General features: G+C 42.6%; 15 protein-coding genes. 5 read left to right on the forward strand and 10 right to left on the reverse strand.

The window, feature by feature from the left end:
- Positions 1–6: 6 nt before the first annotated feature.
- From OGI71_RS14075 to OGI71_RS14110, 8 genes are all read right to left on the reverse strand, one after another.
- Positions 7–3,105, reverse strand: a complete 3,099-nt coding sequence (locus tag OGI71_RS14075) for a TonB-dependent receptor (RefSeq protein WP_282249750.1) — start codon at positions 3,103–3,105, stop codon at positions 7–9.
- Between the two features lie 274 nt (positions 3,106–3,379).
- The gene (locus tag OGI71_RS14080; protein WP_282249751.1) at positions 3,380–5,515 is read right to left on the reverse strand and encodes a TIM-barrel domain-containing protein; all 2,136 of its coding nucleotides are present in this window, start codon (positions 5,513–5,515) and stop codon (positions 3,380–3,382) included.
- A 6-nt stretch (positions 5,516–5,521) separates the two neighbouring features.
- Entirely contained in the window at positions 5,522–6,658 is a 1,137-nt protein-coding gene (locus tag OGI71_RS14085; protein ID WP_282249753.1) for a glycoside hydrolase family 88 protein, read from the reverse strand.
- Positions 6,659–6,776: 118 nt separating this feature from the next.
- Positions 6,777–7,946, reverse strand: a complete 1,170-nt coding sequence (locus OGI71_RS14090) for an NRAMP family divalent metal transporter (protein WP_282249754.1) — start codon at positions 7,944–7,946, stop codon at positions 6,777–6,779.
- Positions 7,943–8,701 (reverse strand): 5-oxoprolinase subunit PxpA, encoded by a 759-nt coding sequence (locus OGI71_RS14095; RefSeq protein WP_282249755.1) that lies wholly within the window; start codon positions 8,699–8,701, stop codon positions 7,943–7,945. The genes OGI71_RS14090 and OGI71_RS14095 overlap by 4 nt, the downstream gene beginning before the upstream one ends.
- Complete coding sequence (locus tag OGI71_RS14100) at positions 8,694–9,650, reverse strand: biotin-dependent carboxyltransferase family protein (protein ID WP_282249756.1); 957 nt, start codon at positions 9,648–9,650, stop codon at positions 8,694–8,696. The genes OGI71_RS14095 and OGI71_RS14100 overlap by 8 nt, the downstream gene beginning before the upstream one ends.
- Entirely contained in the window at positions 9,640–10,365 is a 726-nt protein-coding gene (pxpB, locus tag OGI71_RS14105; RefSeq protein ID WP_282249758.1) for a 5-oxoprolinase subunit PxpB, read from the reverse strand. Before pxpB ends, OGI71_RS14100 begins: the two co-directional genes overlap by 11 nt.
- 1,086 nt (positions 10,366–11,451) lie before the next feature.
- Positions 11,452–14,685 carry a TonB-dependent receptor gene (locus tag OGI71_RS14110; protein WP_282249760.1) on the reverse strand — a complete coding sequence of 1,078 codons (3,234 nt, stop codon included), beginning with the start codon at positions 14,683–14,685 and terminating at the stop codon, positions 11,452–11,454.
- A 472-nt stretch (positions 14,686–15,157) separates the two neighbouring features.
- Here OGI71_RS14110 and OGI71_RS14115 point away from each other — a divergent pair, with 472 nt between their 5' ends.
- From OGI71_RS14115 to OGI71_RS14135, 5 genes are all read left to right on the forward strand, one after another.
- Positions 15,158–15,634: a hypothetical protein gene (locus OGI71_RS14115; protein WP_282249761.1), complete on the forward strand. Its 477-nt coding sequence runs from the start codon at positions 15,158–15,160 to the stop codon at positions 15,632–15,634.
- A 573-nt stretch (positions 15,635–16,207) separates the two neighbouring features.
- Positions 16,208–19,333 (forward strand): TonB-dependent receptor, encoded by a 3,126-nt coding sequence (locus OGI71_RS14120; protein WP_282249762.1) that lies wholly within the window; start codon positions 16,208–16,210, stop codon positions 19,331–19,333.
- Between the two features lie 18 nt (positions 19,334–19,351).
- On the forward strand, positions 19,352–21,307 hold the full coding sequence (locus OGI71_RS14125; protein ID WP_282249763.1) for a RagB/SusD family nutrient uptake outer membrane protein: 1,956 nt from the start codon (positions 19,352–19,354) through the stop codon (positions 21,305–21,307).
- Between the two features lie 37 nt (positions 21,308–21,344).
- On the forward strand, positions 21,345–22,616 hold the full coding sequence (locus tag OGI71_RS14130) for a DUF4959 domain-containing protein (RefSeq protein ID WP_282249764.1): 1,272 nt from the start codon (positions 21,345–21,347) through the stop codon (positions 22,614–22,616).
- A gap of 24 nt (positions 22,617–22,640) precedes the next feature.
- Complete coding sequence (locus OGI71_RS14135; RefSeq protein WP_282249765.1) at positions 22,641–24,317, forward strand: DUF4998 domain-containing protein; 1,677 nt, start codon at positions 22,641–22,643, stop codon at positions 24,315–24,317.
- Positions 24,318–24,484: 167 nt separating this feature from the next.
- Here OGI71_RS14135 and OGI71_RS14140 read toward each other — a convergent pair whose 3' ends face one another.
- Both OGI71_RS14140 and plsY read right to left on the reverse strand, forming a co-directional pair.
- The gene (locus OGI71_RS14140) at positions 24,485–25,315 is read right to left on the reverse strand and encodes a M48 family metallopeptidase (protein WP_223583481.1); all 831 of its coding nucleotides are present in this window, start codon (positions 25,313–25,315) and stop codon (positions 24,485–24,487) included.
- 159 nt (positions 25,316–25,474) lie between these two features.
- Entirely contained in the window at positions 25,475–26,125 is a 651-nt protein-coding gene (gene plsY / locus OGI71_RS14145) for a glycerol-3-phosphate 1-O-acyltransferase PlsY (RefSeq protein ID WP_282249770.1), read from the reverse strand.
- Position 26,126: the final 1 nt, after the last annotated feature.

Here is a 26,126-nt window from a genome sequence, read left to right on the forward strand (position 1 = left end):
AATCTCTTAAAAATTGATATTTACTCCAAATCCATATTCTCTTCTTCTTGGATAACGCCCGTCATCCTCACCCGGTGTCAATGGATTCGTTGTACTGAATTCTGGATCATAGCCCTTATAATTGGTCCAGGTCAATAGATTCGTTCCATACACATAAGCTGTAAGCCCTTTCATTTTCAACTTACTGATCAGTTGCTGATCAAATGTGTAGGATAAGCGTGCACTGGCAAGACGCACAAACGAACCGTCTTCGATATATAGGCTATTTTGATTGGTTTTCATATTTCCGCGGTTATTTTTTTCCAAATAGTAAGGATATTTGGCCTGATCACCTGGCTTGCGCCATACATTATAGACCATATCCGGCGAACCCGCCCCTGTATTTGTAGGGTAATTCTGGCGCTGTAATAGTGCATTGTACACCTCGCGCCCAAAGGAACCATTGAAAAGAACATTTAGTGAAAACCGTTTATAGGTAAAAGTCTGCATGAAACCAAAGTAGAAATCGGGAGTTGCATTACCGAGAACCATCCGGTCTTCATCGTTGATCAAACTATCTTTTTTATTATTAAGCCATTCAGCATCTCCTCCTTTTAATTTGCCATCAGGCGCATATAACTGCTGTACAGTTCCGTTATAATCACGGCCATCGAAGGTATAGACAGGCTTTCCATCACGGTATAAAGGTTTACCTTGATCGTCCAACGCCAGCGTTAACTTATCCCAATTATCATTGTAGGCATTCGATTCATCCCAGGCATAGACACCCAGATTGCGCCAACCATAAAAATTACCAATACGACCGCCCTCTTCTACATACCATTTATTGCCCGCAAATGTCGGTACACCATCCGCCAGTTTCAAGATCTTGTTACGTTCAAAAGATATATTTCCACTAACTTCCCAAGTAAAATCGCGCGTCACAATCGGCTTACCATTCACGATCAATTCCACTCCTTTGGAACGAATCGAACCAAAATTCACGTTAACTTTTGAAAATCCAGCTTCTTTAGCCAACTCTCTTGGATATAGTAAATCTGTGGTTGTTTTCACGTAATAATCAGCTGTAACTCCTAAGCGTCCACTTAAGAAGGTCAGATCCAACCCTGCATTATGCTGTGTTGTCTTTTCCCATCTGATCAAGTTATTTCCGAATGTCGGTGTCAATGAAGCTCCACCAATCCCGTTGTAATTACCACCAAATTTTACTTTCGTATAGGACTCATAATCTCCGATCTGATCATTTCCAAGCTGACCAATACTATATCTGATCTTAGCATCCTGTAACGCAGGCTTTGCCCACTTCATAAAGTTTTCATCCGAGAATCGCCATGCCGCTGATCCCGAGAAAAAATTCACCCATTTATTGGCCTGAGCAAAACGCGAGGAGCCATCTCTTCTGAAGGAACCCTGTACCAAATAGCGACCTTTATAGTTGTAACCAACCCGACCAAATATGGATGCCGTCGCATTGGCTGTCGCCCAGGTGTTTGTATTTGCTAAAACCAAATAATCAGGCAAGCTAACCCGGATTTCCTCGTTGACGCTATTCATGTACTCCGAATGAAAGCGATCTGTTCTTCTTCGATCAGCACTAAACCCCAGTAAAGCATACACATTGTGATCCTGTGCAAAGGTTTTGTTATAATTCAGATACGATTGAAACTCCCATGTAAAGATTTTGTTGAACTCGTTTGTTCCGTAATTTTGATCCAATTTGGCAGACAGAAAGCGAGGCGAAAATTCTGTAGTCTGCGTATTGTCTAATCGCGCATTAAATAATGTTGTGAATTTCAGATCATCTCTTATTTGATAATCAAGCTGATTATTGAATTGTCCTGCATAGGTCTGAATCAGATTTTCTTCATACAGCGCATTGGCAATAGGGTTTCGCTTCGATCCGATATAACTCGTCAACGATCCATCTGGATAATAAATTAAAGAATAAGCAGGTCGATCCATAAGGACACGGATGGTATTTCCAATTGGTGTAGCGTTTGTTTTTTGCCAAGAAAAGGAAATATTATTAGAATAGCGCAATTTGGATGACATCTGATACTCGACATTAATGCGCGATTGCAATCTTTTTGCATAGCTGTTTAACATAATGGATTTATCATCCAAATAGTTCAAACTGCTGTAGTAGCGAAGATTTTTCTGACCACCACCAATACTCAATTTAATCTCTTTCTTTTGAGCGAGGTTCCCCAACAACAAACGCTGAAGATCATTATCGGCATTGAAACTTGGATTTATGGAATCCGTATTGGTAGCGTTACCCTGTATATTTCTGAACTCACGAACCTCAGCCGAATTGCTAACTGGTATGTAATGTGACAAGCGACCAAAAAGATGATTGTAATTTAAATTGATCAATGGTCTCCCTTCCGATCCACGTTTGGTCGTAATCAAAATTACCCCATTGGCACCCCGTGTACCATAAATTGACGCCGAACCAGCATCTTTTAGGACCTCAATACTCTCAATATCTGTGGGGTTGATATTTGCACCTTCAGGATTAATAATACCGTCCACCAAATACAAAGGGCCATTACCACCATTTAATGTCGAAGTCCCCCGCACCTGGATACTACCAGTTGCTCCGGGAGCACCACCACCATCATTGGTTACGAGTACCCCTGCTGCTTGTCCCTGTAAGGCATCAAAAATGTTGATCGGCTGGCGCTCTTCAATCTTTTTTGCACTGACAGAAGAGATCGCTCCAGTCAGATCGCGCTTTTTAACAGCACTACCGTAGCCCGTTACGACAATTTCATCCAAGGCATTGTCATTTTCAACCAGCTGTACGTCGATCTGTCGTTGAGCACCGACGGTACGCTCCTCGGCTTTCATTCCCACCTGACTAAAAACGAGTATACTTGCCGGAGCAGCCTCAATCTGATACTTCCCTGCAGCATCTGTACTTGTTCCCTGGCTCTTTCCTTTTACCCGGACGCTCACCCCCTGTAGTGCGTCACCTTTACTATTACTCACTTTGCCGGAAAGCCGAACATTTTGTTGGGCAAAGAGCGGTAAGCCCATACTTCCCATTATTAAAAATAGGCAGAGTACAAAGCACCCCATTTTTGTGATACTTTTCATCATAAGTTAGATATTTATTAATTGGTTATTTATTATACTAGGTATTCTGGCCATCAAGGCCCCATTTCGTCTTAGCTTCTATATTGATCGAAACTAAAGACAGATTCATCCGTATGCCCTTATTTGGTTATTTGTTTATAATTCGTTATTACCCAAATATCGCTTACTTCCTCTTGTCAAAGGGTGTAAATTTTGCTCTTTTTAGCAGTAAAAAATGGTCATTTAACTTCAAAAATCACCCTATTAAACCCTCAGGGGTAAGCTATTTTATTTTTTTCTATTTTGTCATAAATTCAAATTGAACCCGCCCAAACGTATTGGGTTTTCCTGGCTGTGATTTGGATATTTCTCCACTCAGGCTCCCTTTTGCATTTTTTTTGACCAACACCCGACGCCAGACATAACTTCCTTTTTCGTAGTCAAAGCTTACACCATCATCGTCATATAGCTGATAGTTCCCCTCCTTCTCCCCATAGTGACGGATGGTTAAATCAACTTTCTCATTGGGGAGCGGCGCGTGTAAACGACTGCCCGTCATGGGTATAATACCGCCATCTTTGACGTAGACCGGTATGCGGTCCATACCCGGATCGGCAACGATCTCTTCTCCATTGCCCACATATTTTCCTGTATAGAAATCATACCAGTTGCCTTTTGGCAACAGCACCTTTCGGGATGACTCTCCAGCGAATAGTGGCGCGACCAATATATATTCACCACACATATATTGATCCTTCACTTCCCTATTGACTGCTTCCAGGTAAGGATTTGTTTCCAGATCCTGATTGCCCGCCACAGCTTTAGCCTGCCCTTGGAAGCCTTCTTCCAATACCATCGCCCGGAAAGGAGGTGTGCCATCAAAATGATACTTCGCAAATTCGGAATATAAGTACGGCATCAGTTCCATCCTTAATTGCGCATAGTATTTCACCTGATCAGCGACTTCGGGAAAAGACCATGGCTTCGTCCCACTGGACCAGGCATTGATCATGGCCATTGGCGAAAAGACAACAGACTGAAAGCGACGTAGCCATTCCTGCCCTGTCTTTGATCCCCGCACTTCCGGTGTCCATAGTACACCGCAAAATCCACTATTGACCAGTGCGGTAATAAAATCTTGATGACTGTAATAATCATTGTAGATGACATAAGGCAAATTATTGGCTCCGGCATTCGATGCACGCACCAATCCATACGTGCGTTTATTCTGGTTTCTATATAAACTATCGGTCAGTTTCTGCGCAAGTACACCATAGGTTTGCCGCATTTGGATACCACTGATACCCGATGGAAATTTGGCCATATCGGGCCAAAGATAATAATCGTAGCCGTCCACCTCATCCATTTTATAACCGCTGACGCCAATGTTGAGCTGGGCATCCATAAATTGTTTAGCGAGGATTTTTTTTGCTTCGGGATGGTTCAAATCAGGTACTGTCCCATTCCAGACGGTATGAGAACCTGTATAAGGTTCGATCGCCTTACTGATACCTGCTTCTGGCGAGACATAAGGATTTGTCCAAAGATTTAGACGGATTCCCTTCGTGGCCAATTTCTTTATCAAGGCAGCCGGATCCGGAAAACGCCCTTTGTCCCATTCAAAGGTACATGGATAAGCGCGCGACTGCCATCCGGGCTCAAGACCAATGAAATCAAGCGGAAAACCGTGTTCCTCGAACTGGGCGGCTTCATTCAGTACCTCTTCGGCCGTATAGAGTTTTTGTACCCGCTGTGTAAATCCCAACCCCCATCGTGGCGGCAATGTACCACCGCCGCAGAATAGATTATACCGTTTGATTGCATCCAAGGGATTGATACCTGCAAAGACATAAATTTCCACACCCGCAGCTGGGATATAAATCTCTACCGCATCCGAATAAGGACGTGAGTTCCAGCTTTTATCCGTATTACGATCCTTGGGTTCTGCCGGCTCCTTAGCATCTTTACGAACACCTGTACCCACGTAGTAGGTCAAATACTGCGCAGAATTAACAAGTACACCATAACCCTTGGAGGATACATAAAAAGGAACGGGGGCATGCGTACGACCATTATCTTTGCCACCATAGTGGTCGACATGCAGATTAAGTATCTTACCACGTTGGTGAACAGTTTGAAAATTCAGGCCTAAACCATAGATCTGCTCATTTTTTGTCAATGGCATCCGCACATAAGTTTTCCCGTCTATCAGTTCCGCATGAACTTCCATTTTCGGAAATGGAAAATCAGTTGATTGCAGCTGTTCAAGTGTTGCAGCGCGCGGTTTACTATCAGCCGCACCCAGCAAGGTATATTTCTCAGGCTGACCAAAGGTACCTTTCCATACACCGGGATACTGTTCCTTCCACTGAATAGGTTGCGCTTTTGCCTGACTACAAAGCAGCAGCAAGAGGATAATCAGAATTTTCTGCATAATAAGTTATTTTTTCAACAAAGCATTTACACACCAGAGTATCGGTGCCTGTCCATGCATGTCACCCGTCTTTTGTTTTCGATCCAGGTAGTATTGATAATCATTTTTTCGGTTTGTCCCTTCACAGACATTGGCAATATCCCCTTGTTCGTTGATATAACCAACAAGTGCCAACCAAGCCTTACGTGCGATAGGCGTATATTCTTTTACATCAAGCCAGCCATTTCTCACACCAGTAATCAGTGCGTAGGTAAACATGGCTGACCCCGAAGTCTCGACCCAGGATTCTGGTTTATCGATCAGCTGGCCCCACAGACCATCTTTACGTTGATACTTTTTGAGGCTAGCCATCATTTTTTTGTAAGAGGCTAATATCGCAGATCTATTGGGGTTATCGGTAGGTAAGGAAGACAGCAGCTCACTCATCCCTGCCGCCATCCAGCCATTCCCCCTTCCCCAAAAGAAGGGCGCATCCGGGGCATGGTAGAATAAACCGTTTTCCTTTTGAATGGTATCGAGATAGACCAGCATTTCATGGGCGGCCCGGTCAATGTATTTACGTTCCCCGCTCACCTGAAATGCCTTGGACTGCACCATGGTAATCATATACATATCGTCTATCCAATAACGTGTCTGCCAGGTGAGTCCTTTATCCAAAAACTTTTGGTAGGCATCTTTCACGGTTTGGGGCGAATCAATGGGGATGCTCCATTGGGCATCGGCAAAACGCATTCCCATTTCGCGAAAAGTCTTGTTTTTTGTCTGCTGATAAAGTTCAAGGGGAACGGTTCCAAATACCGCGAAATCCACATGCCAGGGTCGTGGCACCAAATGTTTCTCTGTATCAAAAAGAGGCATAAAGCGTTGGGTAAGTTGCTCAAGTAGTCCCTTGTCATGGCTGATGTCGGCAAACTTCAGTGCGCCGTACCAGGTACATACTTCGGGATAAGTAATGGATCTCGGGGGTGCTGGAGGTTTAAAGCTGTTATGTGGACTTTCGACAAAACGCTGTGCGACCAAACGGCCAACGGTTAGGGGATTGGCTTTTTCGGGCCAATTTTTTAAATCTATGCTTTGTGCCTGACCATATAGTGCCAAGGACACAGCAATACCCGAAAGTATTGACCTCACAATAGTTATCATTAGCTGGGTTTATATTTAGTTATTATACCAAATATCGCTATGCAGCTACTTTTTTGAGGGGTAATTTTCGACCATTTAGGTGGAAATATTGACGGCTGTGATCTGACACCAGAAAGAATTACAAATCCATTAGCACCCGTAGACTCATAAACGCCATTAACACAACGATTGTTGCACCAATCAATGTCAGCAGAACCGGTTGTTTATAGACGCCCACAATAGCAGGTTTGTAAGCTGCTATCAGCATCACCGTTAGTGAGATCGGCAATATAATACCATTCACAGCACCAGCGATAATCAATAGATGGACAGGCTTACCAACAAAAACAAATATTAGGGTGGAAATCAATATAAAGGCAATAATAATCCAATTTTCATTTTTAGCAATCCGTGCACTGAATGTTTTTATAAATGAAACAGAAGTATAAGCTGATCCGATAATGGAGGTAATAGAAGCCGCGAACATCACCACACCAAACAGGCGATAACCAAAATTGCCTGCCGCAAGTTGGAAAACTGATGCTGTAGGATTACTATCGTCAATCGAGAAACCTTGGCTCAGCACACCCAAGGCAGCCAAAAATAGACATACCCTGACTAGCGAAGCGACAGATATTCCCATTACTGCACTTCTATTGACGGTCGGTAAGGCATCAAATCCTTTTACCCCAGCATCAATCAAGCGATGACCACCCGCAAAAGTAATATATCCGCCGACGGTGCCCCCTACCAGTGTAATGATCGAAACAAAGTCGATCTTTGCTGGAGCTACTGTACGCAGTACAGCCTCACTCAACGGCGGCGAAGAGATCAATGTGATGTAGATAAATGCCAATATCATAATTGCCCCCATAAGCTGTGTAAAGCGGTCCATGGCTTTGCCGATCTGTTTGTTTACAAAAACAGCTATGGCAATGAATGCGGAGATACAAGCCCCGGTCATGACATTTATACCAAAGAGTGCCTCCAACCCCAATCCAGCTCCGGCGACATTGCCAATATTGAATGCTAGGCCACCGAGGATAATAAGTAGCGAGATAAAACCACCTAAGCCGGGCAATAGTTTATTCGCGATATCCTGTGCCCTCATTTCAGATACGGCGATCACACGCCAGATATTCAACTGAACACCGATATCAATTAGGATGGATACCAGAATTACGAATCCAAAGCTGGCGCCCAGCGATTTTGTAAAAACTGTCGTTTGCGTCAGGAAGCCCGGGCCAATAGCCGATGTCGCCATCAACAATGCAGCACCAATAAGCGCTGAAGTATTTTTTTGTTTCATCGGATCAGTATATCGTGGTCTTGTAAAGTTTGGTTGATTGTCTTGGCAAATTGCAAGGCTTCTGGGCTATCGCCATGGAGGCAGACGGTATCGGCTTGGATATCCACTTCCGGCCCTTGTAGGGAAGCCACTTTTCCTGTTCTGATCATTCGCAGCACCTGTTCTGCTGCTCGCTCAGGTTCATGAATAAGCGCATTTTTATCCGACCTTGTTGTCAATGTGCCATCCTGTTGGTAAGTGCGGTCGGCAAAGACCTCACTATATACCTTCAACCCTTTGTTCCGACCAGCTTTAATCAATTCGCTGCCCGAAAGACCATATAGGATGAGGTTTGGATCGATCGCGTAGATCGCTGTTGCAATGGCATCTGCCAATTCAGGTTTTCGCGCCGCCATGTTATAGAGGGCTCCATGTGGTTTCACATGTTGTAATGTTGTCTGTTGTACCTTGGCACATGCTGCAAGTGCACCAATCTGATAGACGACCAGTTCGTAAACTTCCCGGGCAGTAGTCTGAACCTCCCTTCTCCCAAAACCTACCAGGTCATGAAAACCGGGGTGGGCGCCTATTTTGACATTATATTTCAGGGCCAGCTGAATGGTTTTCATCATTGTCGAAGGATCTCCGGCGTGTAAACCACAGGCAATATTTACAGCGGAAACATAGGGCATTATCGCCTCATCATTGCCCATTGTCCAAGCGCCAAAACTCTCGCCCATATCGCAATTTAAATCTATAGTCAGTTGGTTATTCATATTTCAATGCGATTGCTCTTTTCAATTTAATTAATTGTATTTGCCGCTGTTTCAATAAATTTTGGGCATCATCCAGTTCGATCCGTTCAAAACGGATGTTATCCTCGGGTCCCTTTTGCGCCAGGAGCGGAAGATCTACAGTAGCAACCTGGCCAATGACGGGATAACCGCCTGTGGTCGGATGGTCAGCCATTAAGATAATTGCATTGCCATCAGGAGGTACCTGGATACTACCAAAGGTAACGGCCGTTGACAACAATTCCTTTTTTTCTTTTAATTGCAATGGACTCGCTTGTAGACGGTAGCCCATCCGATCCGAGTTTTTGCTAACCGTAAATACATCCGCAAAGAAGCTTTGCAATGAGTCGCTTTCAAACTGATCCCGCTGTGGGCCATCCATCACTCGAATGACTTCAGCCGAAAGGTCGGGATATAGTCTGGGATCCATGCTCCAGGAGAATGATCCCTCTCCCCCGTCATAGGGATGGTTGAAGGCAATCCGATCCTGTTCTTTGAGTGGCCGACCTTGCCAGCCACCTATTTGTCCTTTGCTATAAGTCGACCTGCTGCCCATTACTTTGGGGATATCAAGTCCACCGCCAAAACAAATATAAGCCCGGCAGCCCGAATTTGGTCTCCCGAAGGAGAGCAACGATCCAGCCTCAATCAGGACAGGTTTCCACATCGGTAATGGCTGACCATCAACCTTAGGCGACAGGTCCGCTCCTGTCACAACGATCAGCTGTGTCTGTTCGAAATAAATCGACGGTCCGAGGACGGTACATTCTATTGCGGCTTCGTTGTCTGCATTCCCTAGTATACTGTTGCCCAGAAGTAAAGCATAGCTATCCATCGCCCCACTAACCGCCATACCGTAGCGCTGTAGACCATAACGTCCCAAGTCCTGTATCGTAGTCAACATGCCCGCCTTGATGATCTTAATACCCATAGGACTCTGTTTTTAGTTTTACAAACTCATCATAAGCTATAGGTACAAAACATACAAGATCCCCCACTTCAAGCAAGGAGGGCTTTTCACGTTTGAGATCAAACAGCTGCAATGGTGTATGCCCAATGATCTGCCAGCCTCCGGGTGTCGCGATCGGATATACCCCAGTCTGCTGTCCAGCTATCCCTACCGCTCCAGACTCGATCTTCAAGCGGGGCACTTCTTTTCGCGGTGTCGCGATCCGGCTGTCCATACCGCCCAAATAGGGGAATCCAGGAACAAAACCGATCATATATACCCGATATTCTGAGGCACTATGGATATGGATAACATCTTCTTCCGTCACCCCATTATATTGGGCTACATAAGCGAGATCATCCCCATTGTAATAGACCGGGATTTCCTTTTTTACGCCCTTATATTTCGGATCATCGGGTATATCTTGTACGATTGTTTGAAGGTCAGCTAATAGTTCCTGATAGGTAATCGTCAGTGGATCATAGTAAATCGTGATCGTCGTGTAGGCCGGAACATACTCGATTACACCTGGCTGCGACCATTTTTCGATACAGGTCACGACCTTGCGAACTTGTGTATTGACCGCTTCGGAAAGTGTATCACCAAAAGAAAGGACAATCGCCTGATCTCCCATGGGATAATGCCGAATGATATTTGGCAAAGCTATACCTAAAGACTGCTCGTAGGAGCTTCCCATAATCTGTATGTTATAATCTATACAAAGATTATAAATACCGAACGATAATCAAAAAATAATCGGGTGGTTAATGTAGCAGGCTACATGACTAAAGTTTTTTCAATTTCTTCGGCAGCGAAGGGATAGCGCCGATTCAACAAACACTTTCCTCCTATAATTTCCTAGCTTCGTTTTAAGTTTCACCTACTGCCTTCCTACATTTTTCCTACTGTTGGCCTACTAGAGTAGGCCAACAGTAGGAAAAATGTAGACCAAAAGTGGATCAAGGAGTGAATGAGGTTAGGAAAAATGACAAAGAAAGCAGGAAGTTAGTGCGATAAAATTTTCCACCAATTGTTTCCCCTCTCTTCAGTACTCATTCGGAACCGCTTCGCCCCTTATTCGCCTATCACCTTACTTTTCCCTACTCATTCTCCACTGATTCCCTACTTATTATATAGGGAATCAGTGGAGAATGAGTAGAGAATATATTAGAGCATGCCGAATATGGTACGAACAAAGGGCGAAGTAATGGTGAATATAAAGTGAAGCGCTATAACCTGCCAACCAAATTTATTCGATCAAATAATTCCAGTTTTCTAACACATTCGGCATTTTCCAAGTCTCGGATTTGGTTTTGTAGTTATACATAACTCGCGCGTTCTTTTAGAACTACTATTCACCAATAAGATTTATACCGACCATTTCGGCTTTATACTTAATCTTTTCGATAAGACCATAATAGCTCCAAGTTAATACCAGCCAGTACGCGATATAAAATTTGGACTTTTCTCTCAAAAGACATACATTCCAGTTTATGGATCAATAAATAACTACACGGAGTCTAACTCAGGGCCTCTGGAATATTCAATGTGGATGGAAATGATCTAAGATTAAATAATTTACAGATTAATCCTGATATCGGATTAACGCTTAAATCCATACGGATAAAAGAAACATATTTTCCGAGAATTTTTAACAAGCAACTATAGAAAGAAGGAAGACTATCCTCTTTATGTTGCTTACAGCAAAAACATATTATCCACTCATAAAAAAATGCCTCCAAAGACTTCTGGAGGCATTTTTCTAAGAAATATTGTCTTAGTATTAATTGAAGATATAACGAATACCTAATTGCATTTGATATCTAGAATCTATACCTGTATTATTTCTAAACGTCTGCTCTTTAAGATTTTGACTAACAGTATACGTAGGTTTATTGTCAGTTACACCCTGATATTGCATAAAGTTTGTAATATTAGGTGTTTTTGTAACACCCCATTTGCTACTCAATAAGTTACCTACATTGATAATATCAAAGGAAACTTGCAATCTGTGATTATCTTTTGTTTTCAACACTTTAGATAGTTCTTGCATAATCCGAATATCGAAACGATTCATCCAAGGGTACTCCGCACCATTTCTTTCTGCATATTGCCCTCTTCTTGTGCTTAAATATTTGTCTTGGCTAATAAAGGCATCAAGTCTTGCCCATTGTGCGTCTGCGGTTTCAGCTTTAGTTTTACCAGCAACCTCCTTGATATCAACTAAGGCTATATCGGCGCGATCTTTAGGCACATACATTAAAGCGTTAGAGAAGCGTCTATCTGCATTAAGGATATCACCACTAACTACATAGTTATATCTTGTTGCTCCAAAGACATCCCCATACGGTCTTCCTTCATAGACTAAACCAATTCTAGTAGGCAATTGAGGAGTAATATTGAAGTTCACATTTACTGCTGCGATGATACGATTTCTAACAACAAAACTCGAATATGCTAAAACTGGACTATTCGGATTGTCTACAATTGCATTTCCTGCAAAAGCGGAGTTTGCTTGCGAACCTGGATTCGATGTGATGTCTTTTGCACTACTATGGGTATAGGCAATCATCGCATCCCCATATTTGCCAAAACGTTTCTCCAATTGCGCAGTAATACTATATGCATTTCCTTTGGAAGTATTATCCAATACAATAGCGCGTGTAATAGATGGATTGATTTGTCTGGCATTATCTGTTGCCAACCAATATGCTCTTGTATCACCAGTACCAGTAAATCTTCCTCTTGGATCTGTTAGGTTTGCATCCCGATGATACACTTCATTAATAGATTTGGTGTAAATCCCTTCTAAAGTAGCCTTCAGATCCCATGGCAAGCTATACTCTATAGCCAGATTCGAACGCCAGATTTGTGGCATTTTAAAATCTCGTGAAGTCACATCAATTTCATAGGTCGCCGGATTCTGGCGGTCGGCCGGTAAGTATGCATTAGGATCTGGATTAAACGGTCTATTTATCGTACCTTTATTTTCAAGAATATTACCAAATGTCATACCCGTCTGACCAGCCTGATTGGTTAACCAAACGCCCGGTACTCCCCCTGTGAAGATCCCCGTTCCGCCACGTAATACAAATGACCGATCTTGTCTAATATCCCAATCAAATCCTGCTCTTGGTGACACCAATACTCTGGCTTTCGGTAAACGGGATACATCTAATTTCTCTCCATTCGCGAAGGTCATACCAAGAACTTTCTCATTCGTTACGAGATCCGTGGTATATACTGGAATATCTGCTCTGATACCATAACTTAATTTAAAGTTTGATTTCACAAACCATTCATCTTGCGCATACAGAGCAATCGGCATCATACTAAAATCAGCTGATGGTCTTTCATTACCAGGAACTACCGAATAGGTTAATTGATATTGTGTAGGAAGTGCTGTTTTATCACCTTTAGCAGCGGCAATAAAATCGTCCATATTTTTATAACGGAACTGACCATTCATAAATTGAGCAAAAGAATTGCTAAATTTTTGATAGCTTAATGACCCTCCAAAAGTAAAGGTATGGGTTCCAGCAAAAATATTAAAGTTATCGGTGATACTAAATAGATTTTGATCTAGCTTATTTAGGATTGAAAAAGGTTCTGAACCAAAAGAAATGTAATTAGCACCAGAACCATTCTCAATATCCACTGTTGGAAAGAGACTGCCTTTAGGGTCACGGAAATCTCTAAATGCCGAATAAACAACCTGAATCTGATTCGCGTACTTACTATTAAATGTAGAGTTTAACTCCGCAGTAATGGAATTAATATTGTTATTTTGACGATAACGGAGATTAGAGAAAATCAAGGATGTTGTACTAGGCCCACGTCCACTATTACTATTGGATGTGCTCGGGTTAATATCTCTGTAAGAATCTAAGTGATTATAACGGAGTGTAAACTTATGTTTTTCATTAATATTCCAGTCAATTTTTGCAGTAATATTATTTGCTTTTTGATCATTATTAAATCCTTCGTAAACTCCCGGATCATAACCAAATTGCTCCATTAAAGTTTTCTGAACCAAATCCAAATCCGAAGCCTTTACAAGTGACTCATTTGCTGCCCCTGTACCTCTATTGGCTAAAAAGTTTGAGCCAGGCGTAGTTCTTTTGGTAGTTTCACCGTTCAAAAAGAAAAACAACTTATTCTTAATAATTGGGCCGCCTACACTAAAACCCAATTGATTATTTTTATAACTTTCTGTTTTAGCTAATTTTTCACCATCAACTTTATAACCTTGTAAATCTTGATTCTTAAAATACCAATAGGCAGATCCGGTCACTGTATTGGTACCTGATTTTGTAATCGCATTGACACCTGCTCCTGTAAATCCACCTTGTTTCACATCATATGGCGAAAGGTTGATCTGAATAGACTCAATCGCGTCTAATGAAAACGGCTGTGCATTTGTCTGACCTCCCGGTAAAGATGACAAACCAAATGCATTGTTCATTTGTGCACCATCCAAGGTCAACGAGTTGAATAAGCTGTTTCTACCAGCAAACGAAAAACCGTCACCCTGAGAGTTTGCCTGTGGATTTAATTTTGTTAAATCCGTAATACTTCTGGAAATAGCAGGCATTTCCTCAATTTTCTTTCTACTTACAATAGTAGATACCCCAGTTTTTGTGGCACCTCTACGGGCAGTAACAGTTACTTCCTCTAAAGTAGTATTCTTATCCGCAAATACAGGATTCAATACAAAAGGTTGCCCTAACTGCAAATAAACATCATTATAAATAATTGGGTCTTGTCCAACATACGTTACTTCAATCGTGTAAGGTCCCCCAACCCGCATATTTGCCAAGTTAAACCTTCCAGCAGCATTTGCAGATCCAGTATAAACTGTTCCCGATGGCACATGTGTTGCCTTGATAGTAGCTCCCGAAGTTAGACTGCCGTTCGCTTCTTTTACAATACCTGTAACGCTACTTGTCGTGACCTGAGCTTGTACAGCACCATAACTGGCTATTACAAGAGCGAAAAAGAGTAAAGATCTTTTCATATAATGTGATTTGTTAAAAAATGTTAAGCAAAATTACTAAGAGATTTCAAATAACAAAGGACTTAATATAAACTTAACATACTATAGCACATCTACTTCCTTCCATCTATTCGAAAATCCGTACTTTCGCACATAATTTTTTAACAAAAAAAACGTTATAACACCTTTTAAACCACCATTTCCAAAGAACCAACTCTATATAAAATAGTTTTCCACAGTCAATCCCTCCGACTTATTTGTAACAACATTCTTCCTTTGCGTACTTGAACTTTTCGAAAAAAATTCATTAACTTTCTATCAAGCGAGAATTTTATTGATCAACTCGTTTTTTGTAGCAATTGCGCTACTACGCCTTGTATTTATTTAAAAATTAGAAACTATTGTCCGAGCGAACTGGTTTTCTATAAAAATCTGTTTTAAAAAACGGAGAACTTTTTAGAAATTCGCACACCTTTATAATTCAACTTTTTTCATGGAAGTCGGTATTCAAAATTCTTCTTTTCAGGAACCCGCAGACATTAAATTGTCTCCAGCGGGACTTTCCTTCTTAGCTTCAGCAGCTAAATGGGCCAATTTTTTGGCCATTCTCTGTTTTATCCTTATTGGGTTATCGGCCGTAACCATGATTAGTTTGATGTTCGGAGCGAGTGCACTATCATTAGATCAAGGTGAATATATCTCAGCCGGTACGATATCAACGTTCGGCATACTTTACCTGCTGATGATGGCTTTCTCCTGTCTCCCGATCTATTTCCTCTATAATTTTGGATCCAAAGCAAAAAAAGCAGTCGAAAATCGCGATAGCATCCAGCTCGAACTCTGCCTCGAGGCTCTAAAAAAACATTATAAGTTTATCGGGATCATAGCCATCATCACCATCGGATTTAATTTCTTGGGGCTTGTAGTAGGCGTTATATTAGGTATCCATGACGCAATCGCTGGCGTATAGATTGGAATTAACAGAACAATATCTTCATAAGCATTTCCAAGGCTAGCAACGGAATAGCTTCGCTATTCCGTTGTCTATCGATACCCTCCTCTTTCTTCTCCTACTTATACCAATCCTAACAATACGATCAGAGAAACAAATTGTTTCGAAGTTTTTTTTGGTAATATTTTTCATTTAATTTAATTTTTTCCAAACAATATCTTGCTTAAATCGTTATAGCAATAATGAAAGGAAAAATAAGATCAACAGTTCTTATACTTTCAGTTTGAAAACAACCAATTTGTATAATCTAAAACCTAACCTTTATGCAAAAAAATAGCGCATTCATTTACTATTACATCCTGTTTTAGCTAATTAGGGAACTAGCTAAAACAGACAGTCAAGGCTGTACAGAAAACCTGAACAAGAAGAAATAACCAAATTATTTAAACAAACTTAAACCATTTTTATTTTTTTAGGGCAACTCCTGTCTTGGGGGCTCCTTGTCTTTAAAAAGGAAGAATTGATGAGCGCATTATGCCTAATCTTCCCAGAAGTAAATAAACCAATTAATTCACCTAATTACCTAACATTATGCAAAAACGAAAAGAAAAACTGTTTCTTTTCCTATTGCTCTTTACCCTACCCATGCTGTCTTTTGCTCAAAAGCAGCTTACCGGTATTGTGAAAGATGCATCAAATGGAGAAAAAATCGAAGGCGTTACCATTCTCAAGAACAGGGTTCCGCTAACGAAGACCAACGCGAATGGAGAGTTTCAGCTCTCCGGTATTGTGGGCGACAGCCTAATCTTTAAGTTTGTGGGAAAGAAAGATGAAACCCGTGTCATCGGTCCACAGAACATTATTGAAGTATTATTATACGATGATGGAAAGAGTCTTGATGAAGTTACCGTCGTCGCCTTCGGAACGCAGAAAAAAGCAACAGTAGTTGGTGCCATTACCACTGTAAAAGCTTCGGAGTTGAGAATTCCGGCAACCAACCTCACTAGCGCCTTCGCGGGGCGCATACCCGGTGTGATTTCCTTTCAGAACTCAGGCGAACCGGGTGCAGATAATGCCCAGTTCTTCGTCCGAGGGGTAACAACATTCGGCTATCAGGCTTCCCCATTGATCCTAATTGACGGTTTTGAATCGACCGCTGACAATCTCGCCCGGATGCAGCCCGATGATATTGAAAGCTTCTCCATATTAAAAGATGCCTCAGCAACCGTACTCTATGGAGCCCGTGGTGCGAATGGTATTATCATGGTCACGACCAAAGCGGGAAGAGAGGGTCCTGTAGGATTGAATGCCCGTGTAGATGTCAATACCGCATCACCGACCCGAATGATTAAAATGGTTGATGGTATTGACTACATGAAACTCTATAATGAGGCGCGCATGACCAGAGATCCTATTCTTGGTCCTTATTATTCCCAGCAGAAAATACAGTCGACTATAGATAACGAAAATCCCATGATCTTCCCTAATATTGACTGGTACAATACCCTGCTCAAAAACTATACGGTCAATACCAAAGCCAATGTCAATCTCAGCGGTGGTGGACAGGTCGCGACATACTATGTATCAGGTGGTTTTGATAAAGAGTCTGGCTTGCTTAAAGTCGATGATCGAAATAATTTCAATAATAATATCAATATCAATCGTTTTTTTATTCGGTCAAATGTGATCTTTAAACTGACAAAAACGACCACCTTAGACACCCGGATCCAAGGTCGGTTTGAGCGTTATAACGGGCCTTTCAGATCGGCAAGCGATATCTTCCGGATGGTCATGAACAGCAATCCTGTTGATTTTCCGGCAGTGTTTTCCCCTGATGCCAAAAACGAATTTGCGCAACACACTTTATTTGGAAACACCTTTGTAACAGGATCACTCAAAAACAATCCCTATGCCGAGATGGTGCGGGGTTATGAAGACCGCAATGAAAATACTATCACAGCGCAGGCTACCTTGATGCAGGATCTGGCTTTTCTGACACCGGGTCTGAAACTCCAAGGCCGGGCTTCGGTGACAACTTGGAGCAAATATGCTGGTACCAGGAGCTATGATCCCTTTTATTACGATCTGGAAAATTACAACCAGATTACAGGCGAATACAGTCTCTATAGTCTCAACCCGACAACAGGTCGAGCAACGCTGGGCGATGTAGAGCCCAAAAGAGATGCCAGCTCCAATTATTATTTCGAGGCTCGTTTTAACTGGAACCGTAGTTTTGGTAATCACAACTTAGGCGCCATGACCGTAGGTATGATCGAGGAAAAATTGCTGACATCCGGAAATAGCAACTCCATTTACGAAACCTTACCCGAACGCAATATGGGTAACTCGGGACGTCTAACCTATGATTTCGACAATAAATACTTTGCGGAATTTGCCTATGGTTTAAATGGCTCGGAAAAATTTATGGGACAAAAACGCTTCGGTTTTTTCCCTTCCTTGGGTGGAGGCTGGATGGTCTCGAGCGAGCGCTTTTTTGAACCACTCAAATCTGTCGTCAGTACATTAAAACTGCGCGGTACCTGGGGACGTGTCGGAAACGACGCCATTGCCGAACGGAAAGATCGTTTCTTTTACCTATCGGATATTTCAAGGGGTAATAATGCTATGTATCGTTGGGGAACCGATTTTATGAATGCTTATAATGGATTTAATGTAAACCGCTACGCTAATCCAGATATCACCTGGGAAGAGTCCGAAAAATGGAATGTTGGTGTGGAAGTCAATTTCTTTAATGAGTCGCTCAAATTGCAGGGGGACTTTTTTAAAGATGTGCGGAACAAAATCTACATGCGACGGGAAAACTTCCCTGCATCTGCAGGACTTGAAGCGGCCATCAGTGGTAATGTGGGCAAAGTCAGTTCACAGGGATTTGATGGCTCGCTGACCTATCAAAAATTCTTCGGTACGGATCTCTGGCTCTCGGCCCGGGCCAATTTCACCTATGCTACCAATAAATACCTTGCACTGGACGAGAAAAACTATGCAGATACCTACCTCAAAAAACTCGGCCACAATTTGAGGCAAGAATGGGGATTACTTGCTGAGCGGCTATTTGTCGATCAGTATGAAATTGATAATTCTCCAAGGCAGGATTTTGGCGAATACATGGCCGGCGATATCAAATACAAGGATATCAATGGTGACGGCATTATCAATGATAACGACAGGATCCCAATGGGATACCCTACTGTTCCGGAGATCCAATACGGTTTCGGTATGTCTGCAGGTTATAAAGCTTTTGATTTTTCCTTCTTCTTTCAGGGAAATAAAAATGTCTCTTTCTTTATTAACTCCACCGCTGAATCTAATCCAAACACTGGATCTTATGGAATAGCTCCCTTTGCTTTCCGCAGAAATGCATTGGCTATTATTGCCGAAGACTACTGGAGCGAAACTAATCCCAATACCCATGCATTCTGGCCGCGTCTGTCTACAGACCCCATCAATAATAATACACAGCAATCTTCCTGGTGGTTGCGCGATGGCTCTTTTATCCGTCTCAAATCACTCGAAATCGGTTACAGTCCGCGAAATTTAGAACGTTTTGGCTTCGGCAAAGGCAGCCGGATCTATATCAGTGGCGAAAATCTGGCTGTATTCAGCCCATTCAAACTCTGGGATCCGGAATCGGGACGAAATGGACTCGGCTATCCGCCAAACCGACGGTTTAATGTTGGTATTCAATTATCATTTTAACGCATAACGGACTTACACATGAAAACAATAAAATACATCGCAATCGCAATAGCTTTCGTTTTGGGTTCCTGCTCCAAGTACCTTGATGTGGTGCCTGACAATACCCTAAAACTGGAAGATATATTCAACATCAAAGTTGAAGCTTACAATGCACTAGCCAAAGTATACAGCTACCTGCCCAATGATGATCAGACGCATGTCACTTCCTGGTCGCTGGGAGACGAATGGCTCGGCCGGCTAGATCTTAACACCAATACAGGCAATCTGCGGGCAATCCGTATTATGCGGGGTTTACAATCGCAGACCTCACCTCAACTCGGACTTTGGTCCGGTACCGAAGGTGGCAAACCGCTCTATCAGGGTATACGTCAATGTGAGGTCTTCCTGGCCAATATTGATAAAGTACGTGATATGACCGAAGGGGAAAAAGCAGAATGGAAGGCGCAAGTCAAATTTCTAAAAGGCTATTTTGCTTTTTTGCTGATTCAGCGTTATGGTCCTATCGTTCTACCTACGGGCCTCGCTTCCCCAACATCCACGCCAGAGGAATTATTTTTGAGCCGATCCAAAGTAGAGGATTGCTTTAATTACGTATTAAACCTGATGAATGAGGCTATTCCGAATCTGACCGAACGTGTATCTTCCAACAACCTCGGACAGATTGATCAGGTGGCAGCCAAAGCAATCAAAGCAAGGGTACTTGTGTTCAGAGCAAGTCCATTTTTCAATGGTAACCGTGAGTACTTTGGCGACTTTATGGATAGTGATGGCCAGCCGTTCTTTCCGCAGGCTGAAGATAAGGAGAAGTGGAAGGCGGCCATCGATGCACTTAATGAAGCCATCACACTATGTGAAGCAAACGGATTGGGACTCTATCATTTTGCAAAGGAACCTTTTATTTATGACCGTGCCGCATTCACCGCAAACCCCGAAAGAATGCAAACGTTATATAACCTACGGATGCTTATCGTGGATCCATGGAATAAAGAGCTGGTTTGGGGTAATTCAAACATCGGCTATTATGACCAAGGTGAACTAGCTCATTCCTCTAATATCCGTTTGCCTGAAGGCTATGGTGATGGGGTCATTAACGAGCCCTCTTATTCCTGGCAGTGGATGGGCGCAACTTATCAGATGGCCGAACGGTATTATACCGAAAATGGATTGCCTATTGATGAGGATCTGACCTATGATTTCACCAACAAATATGAAATCATCAAGACACCGGCCACCAATGAAAGCGACTATACGCAATGGAACGGCTACATGCAGCCCAATACCGAAACCATCAGATTATACATGAACAGAGAGCCCCGGTTCTATGCCAATCTGGGTATTACAGCGGGTTATTGGCGGTCACATACTGTCCGCATCAATACCATGTTTTATGGAAATTCACATGGTGGCTATAATTCGTCACAGCATACGACGGACTTTTTTGCCACGGGTATCGGTACACAAAAGATGGTGCATCCAGAGTCGCAATCTGGGGCCTGGCAGCGTACGATTAAATTTCCTTATCCCATTATCCGAATGGCTGATCTGTATCTGATGAAAGCGGAAGCGCTAAACGAATATTCGGGTCCATCACAGGAAGTATATTCCCTCCTGGATCGTGTGCGAGATCGTGCCGGAATCCCTTCTGTGGAAAAAGCCTGGTCTGATGCCTCACTCGCCAAAACCGTCAATAAGCATCGTTCAAAAGAGGGGCTACGGGATATTATTCTGCAGGAACGTGGTATTGAGTTTGCATTTGAAGGCATCCATTTCTGGGATATGATGCGTCACAAACGGGCAACAGCGGCGTTTTCAATGCCAATATGGGGCTGGAACCATACCGGGACCACAGGTACTTCATTCTTTGTCCTTGATGTCAAACAGGAAAGACGCTTCACCATCCGGGACTGCCTATGGCCAATTGATCTCAATGAGATGAATACAAATGGCAAACTTATTCAAAACCCAGGCTGGTAACGTCAAATTCTTATTGTAACAATTAATAACGATAAACATGATCAGATTAAATCTCCAATATATCGCATTTAGTTTACTATTGCTTTTCTTTTCCTGTAAAGAGGTTGAGCGATTTTCTCCGGCTGCGGACGATAGTACGCCACCCGGAAAGATAGAACTGCGCAGGTATACACCTTTATACGGTGGAGCCCGCTTTTTTTACAATATACCAAAGGATGAAGACCTTATCAGCATCGATGCCGTCTATACCAATCCCAATGGCAAATCATTCACCTTTTCAGCATCTTATTTTGTAGATTCTTTAGATGTATATGGATTGCCAAGCACGGATGAATACACTATACAACTGTATGCGGTAGACCGCACCGGCAACAGATCAGAGCCACTGGATGTAAAAGTGAAGTCACTGGAACCTGCTTTTACGAGGGTGGCCAGTTCTATACAAGTGAAACCGGGCTTCAGTTCCTTCTTCCTGGACTGGGAAAATGAGCTCAAACAGGATGTCAATGTTTATGTAGACTTTACATTTAACCAGAATGGCACACCTCGCAGCCTGACATCGGTCTTTTCGTCCAATCTACCAACCGACCGTAGGTTTATAAACGACCTGGTGCTACCACCGACAGAGAAAGTAAGCGTGAAAGTTCGTGTCGAAGACAGCTATGGGAATACTACCGCTATCATAGACAAAGGGAATATTTCCCTACTTGAAGATACGAAAATACCGAAAAAAGACTGGGTATTACCCAAAACGGCTGATCTCATTGGTGGTGTCCCGATGGCTTTTGGCGACGGACTAGAAGGGCGCTCGCGCTACGTCATAGACGATATCATAGACCGTGGTGACAACCTCAACTTTATGCACACCCACGGAAGGGGACGAACCGGAAAAACGGCTGATGGCAATATGCCATGGAACTTTATCATCGACCTGGGTGCTTATTATGAGCTGAGCCGCATTATTACCGTACAACGGCACTCCGGGGGATTGGCCAATATATCCAGAGGGCAGTACTACCGCAGCGAAAATGTCGGAAGGTTCAAAATGTATATCTGGGATGATGCCAAACAAGACTGGGAACCTGTATCAGAGCACTTTATTCCGGTACCTTTTGGAATCAGTGAACTTGAATTTGTGAAGAAAGGCGAAGCTGGCGATATGGCTTATATGTATCCCGATAATCCGAAGTACACGAAGAAGACAAGATGGTTCAGGTATGAAGCTGTAAAGGGTTTTACATCTGACTATACCTTAGATGATGCGAACTGTCTTTCCGAAATCACCCTTTACGGACGCAAAAGTAACTAAATAGAGACCTCAAAGACATAAAGTATGAAAACAAAAAATAAGTTCAGAAAAATAGCTGGGTTTTTAGTTGTCTTGACGTTAATGGCTTTTAGCTTTTCCTGCAAGAAAATGTACGATAATATAAAACCCTATGCGGAGGAAACTGTGTATCCGCAACGCTATGATACCATTGCTGCCAAGATAGGCTATGAACGGGTCGAAATTGATCTGATAAAGGCAGGACGGATTCCCTCGAGTCAGATCCGGATGGGAAAATCCAAAAAAACGATTGTTGAATATGACAATCAGAAAATCATCATTGATTCATTGGTTTCCTGGCTAAATATCAAAGGACTCAAGCAGTCTAAACTATACCGCTTTAAAGTCTATACAATAGACGAATTTGACAATAAGTCGGTACCACAGCAAATCGCTGTCATTCCATTTACCGAAAGCGATGTAAAAAACCTGGTCATCGCTTCTCCGCGGATTATGACCTCGCCGAATGCGATGGTCATCGACTGGACGAGCTCGCTATCATCGATCCTCTTGACTTATAAAAGTCTTTCTTATGAATATAAAGATAAGACGGGAAAAGTAATTACAGGAACCCGAGGGGTCTCACCGCGTATATTTGCGGCAAACCTCAATCCCGGATCAACGGTGGCAATGAAGCTGTCTTATAATGTCATCCCGAAAGTAGGTGGACAGGAAATAGTAGACTCGATCACCTATACGCAGACGCTCGATATCACTTTGCCGACCGGAGAGACAACCTTCAATCCAACTGAGCGGGATATCCTCATCGCGAACGGGGTCACAACCTTCAATGCGAATGTCGCTGCGGGGATTAAGAAATTGACCTTTCCGATTCACACGAATAGTTTACAGGATTTATTCTATTTTTCAAATGTAACTGAATTGGATCTGACCGGCGGTGAGCTGTTTAACGTTAAAACCCTTGATTACAATAGAAATGGCGTGGTCAAAACGATAGGTGGTGGCAAGTTTCAGCCTTTTATACGCCATGTATCGGCCATATCAAATGCGAATGCACAAGCGATGTTAGATCTGCTGGATCTGGGGATAATCAAAAAAATTAAATATATCCCCAATTCGCTAGGAATAGACGAGTTACTGAAACGCTATGATGGCAAAAACATTGTCGAATGGGTGACACCTCCGGATGAAAGTTTGATTCCGATGAATTTCTTCCTAGACGGAAAGATTCAGGACAATAACTGGGCAACGGATATTGTCAATCCAGCGACGGACGCCCCGGCGGGAACAGATATTGTGAATCCGATGAAAATAACGTTAAAGGCAGCGAGTGCTTCCTTTGTATTTACACTTCCAAAGGAATATCGATTTAATATCGCAACCTACAAATATCTTAAATTTAAGGTCTATGCACCCGACAAATCTAAATTCACTGGCAGTTACAGCGCATTTCAAAAATTGTGGCCTAGATTTATGAACTATATGTGGGCATTTTCCAGTGAAAGTGCTTTTGGTCAGGAGTACTGGGAGCTGGACAGAAATGCCACCCCGATTCCAGACAGCGATCTGACAAAATGGAAGGATGTGACCATTGATTTGTCTTCGGCAAAAGACAAACACAACAGGGTAATTGTCATTAACATTGGTGGTGAACCTGGCGGAACATTCAGTCCACCAGCAGATATTATTTATTACTTTGCTAATTTCAGGTTTTCAAAATAACGCAAAGAAATGATCCCCTCAAAAAACCGCTAGCGTTGAATAGTCGAAAATAGACCATAAGGGGGATTCGAAAAAATGAAATAAAAAACGGGAGTGTCCAAAAAGATTGGACACTCCCGTTTTTTATTATTCAACATGAAGCATATAAACTATGCCTATATTTTTTTCTACTTTTTGTAATATCGCATTGCATTTGGAATCTGCTTCTCAATATCGGCAATACGTCGCGCATCACTTGGGTGAGTGCTCAAGAACTCTGGCTGTCCTTTTTGGCTACCCGCTGCCATGCGCTTCCAAAATCCAATGGCTTCGTTTGGATCGTAGCCCGCCAATGCCATAATAATTAACCCAGCCTGATCTGCAGAAGATTCATCGCTACGTGAGAATTTTAACTGGGCCAAGCTGCCCCCCAAACCATACAGGTTATTAAAAATCCCAAGGGAGCTACTACCAGTCATTCCTGCTGCTGAGCCCAGAATCTGACCACCCATTTGTAAAGCCATCTGGTTGGATGCCTGCGCTACGGAGTGCTCTTCAATGGCGTGGGCAATTTCGTGCCCCATCACTGTCGCCATACCAGCCTCGGTACGCGTTACCTGAAGTATTCCTGTATACACAGCAACTTTCCCGCCTGGCATACACCAAGCGTTCACATCATCACTCTTCACCAGGTTAAATTCCCAATTGAAATTATATTTATTGGCTATACCTTTGCTCTGCAAATATTGATTCACAGCTGTTGCCAATCGGTTACCTACACGTTTTACCATCGCCGCGTCAGCCGTACCGGTAATAACCTTTGTATTATTTTTTGACAAGAAATCTTTGTACGCCAGCGCAGCCTGTTGGTTGACCTGGTCAGCACTGACTAATTTCAAATATTTTTTTCCAGTAACAGCTGAAGTAGCACAACCTGACAACCCCGATGCCAGCGCTACACAGGCCAATACGATAGCCGAATACTTAAACATGCTTTTCATATGTATCTTATTATTCATCTGTGTTTGTTTCAATTACATTCATGAGCTCGCAGGCCCAGTCTCGTTTTCAATGGTTATATGAAATGTCTAGACTAGATTCGGCAGGGTCTCTGCTTCTCCAGCGCAGCTATCTCATAATATTCTATTAAATACTTTTTTAGGATGCAATTATTGTGCCTATTCTTTTGCCTTTGTTTTTTTCTTGAATAGATAAATCTTGGACTCATGTCCTTTTAGCAGGCGCTCAATATTCTTTTGATGGGTAATTAATAGCAGCGTACAGATTGCAATACCATAAAGCAATACCGAAGGAATGGTAGTTTTAAAAATAAATGCCAAGCTAAATGGAAAAGCAAACCCGGCCGAAATTGAACTTAGGGATACATAATGTGTCGTCAATAGGATAATGACAAATACCGATACACAAACTAAGGCTGCCGGCGTATGTATCGCCAGGATCATCCCACACAATGTCGCCACCCCTTTTCCTCCCCGGAAGCCCGCAAATACAGGAAATAGGTGTCCTATAACGGCAATCACTCCCAAAGCCAACTGAAAATTAACGAACTGAACATCACTGGTATTTTGGCCCAACTCAATTAGATAGGCGAGATTTGTTGCTGTCCAACCCTTGAATATATCCACAAACATCACGATAGAGCCGGCACGCGGTCCTAATACACGAAAGGTGTTAGTCGCTCCAGCATTACCACTCCCATACTCACGAACATCTACGCCATAAAATGCCTGACCTAACCAAACTGCTGTAGGTATAGAACCAAACAAATAAGCTAGTAATACTGCAATTACTAAATAAATCGATATCATT

The sequence above is a fragment of the Sphingobacterium sp. ML3W genome, assembly GCF_029542085.1.
Classification (GTDB): Bacteria; Bacteroidota; Bacteroidia; order Sphingobacteriales; family Sphingobacteriaceae; genus Sphingobacterium.

Bases quoted from the DNA above. Each gene is read 5' to 3' on its own strand.
- OGI71_RS14075 (WP_282249750.1), bottom strand. From the start codon at position 3,105: ATGATGAAAAGTATCACAAAAATGGGGTGCTTTGTACTCTGCCTATTT.
- OGI71_RS14080 (WP_282249751.1), bottom strand. From the start codon at position 5,515: ATGCAGAAAATTCTGATTATCCTCTTGCTGCTGCTTTGTAGTCAGGCA.
- OGI71_RS14085 (WP_282249753.1), bottom strand. From the start codon at position 6,658: ATGATAACTATTGTGAGGTCAATACTTTCGGGTATTGCTGTGTCCTTG.
- OGI71_RS14090 (WP_282249754.1), bottom strand. From the start codon at position 7,946: ATGAAACAAAAAAATACTTCAGCGCTTATTGGTGCTGCATTGTTGATG.
- OGI71_RS14095 (WP_282249755.1), bottom strand. From the start codon at position 8,701: ATGAATAACCAACTGACTATAGATTTAAATTGCGATATGGGCGAGAGT.
- OGI71_RS14100 (WP_282249756.1), bottom strand. From the start codon at position 9,650: ATGGGTATTAAGATCATCAAGGCGGGCATGTTGACTACGATACAGGAC.
- pxpB (WP_282249758.1), bottom strand. From the start codon at position 10,365: ATGGGAAGCTCCTACGAGCAGTCTTTAGGTATAGCTTTGCCAAATATC.
- OGI71_RS14110 (WP_282249760.1), bottom strand. From the start codon at position 14,685: ATGAAAAGATCTTTACTCTTTTTCGCTCTTGTAATAGCCAGTTATGGT.
- OGI71_RS14115 (WP_282249761.1), top strand. From the start codon at position 15,158: ATGGAAGTCGGTATTCAAAATTCTTCTTTTCAGGAACCCGCAGACATT.
- OGI71_RS14120 (WP_282249762.1), top strand. From the start codon at position 16,208: ATGCAAAAACGAAAAGAAAAACTGTTTCTTTTCCTATTGCTCTTTACC.
- OGI71_RS14125 (WP_282249763.1), top strand. From the start codon at position 19,352: ATGAAAACAATAAAATACATCGCAATCGCAATAGCTTTCGTTTTGGGT.
- OGI71_RS14130 (WP_282249764.1), top strand. From the start codon at position 21,345: ATGATCAGATTAAATCTCCAATATATCGCATTTAGTTTACTATTGCTT.
- OGI71_RS14135 (WP_282249765.1), top strand. From the start codon at position 22,641: ATGAAAACAAAAAATAAGTTCAGAAAAATAGCTGGGTTTTTAGTTGTC.
- OGI71_RS14140 (WP_223583481.1), bottom strand. From the start codon at position 25,315: ATGAATAATAAGATACATATGAAAAGCATGTTTAAGTATTCGGCTATC.
- plsY (WP_282249770.1), bottom strand. From the start codon at position 26,125: ATGATATCGATTTATTTAGTAATTGCAGTATTACTAGCTTATTTGTTT.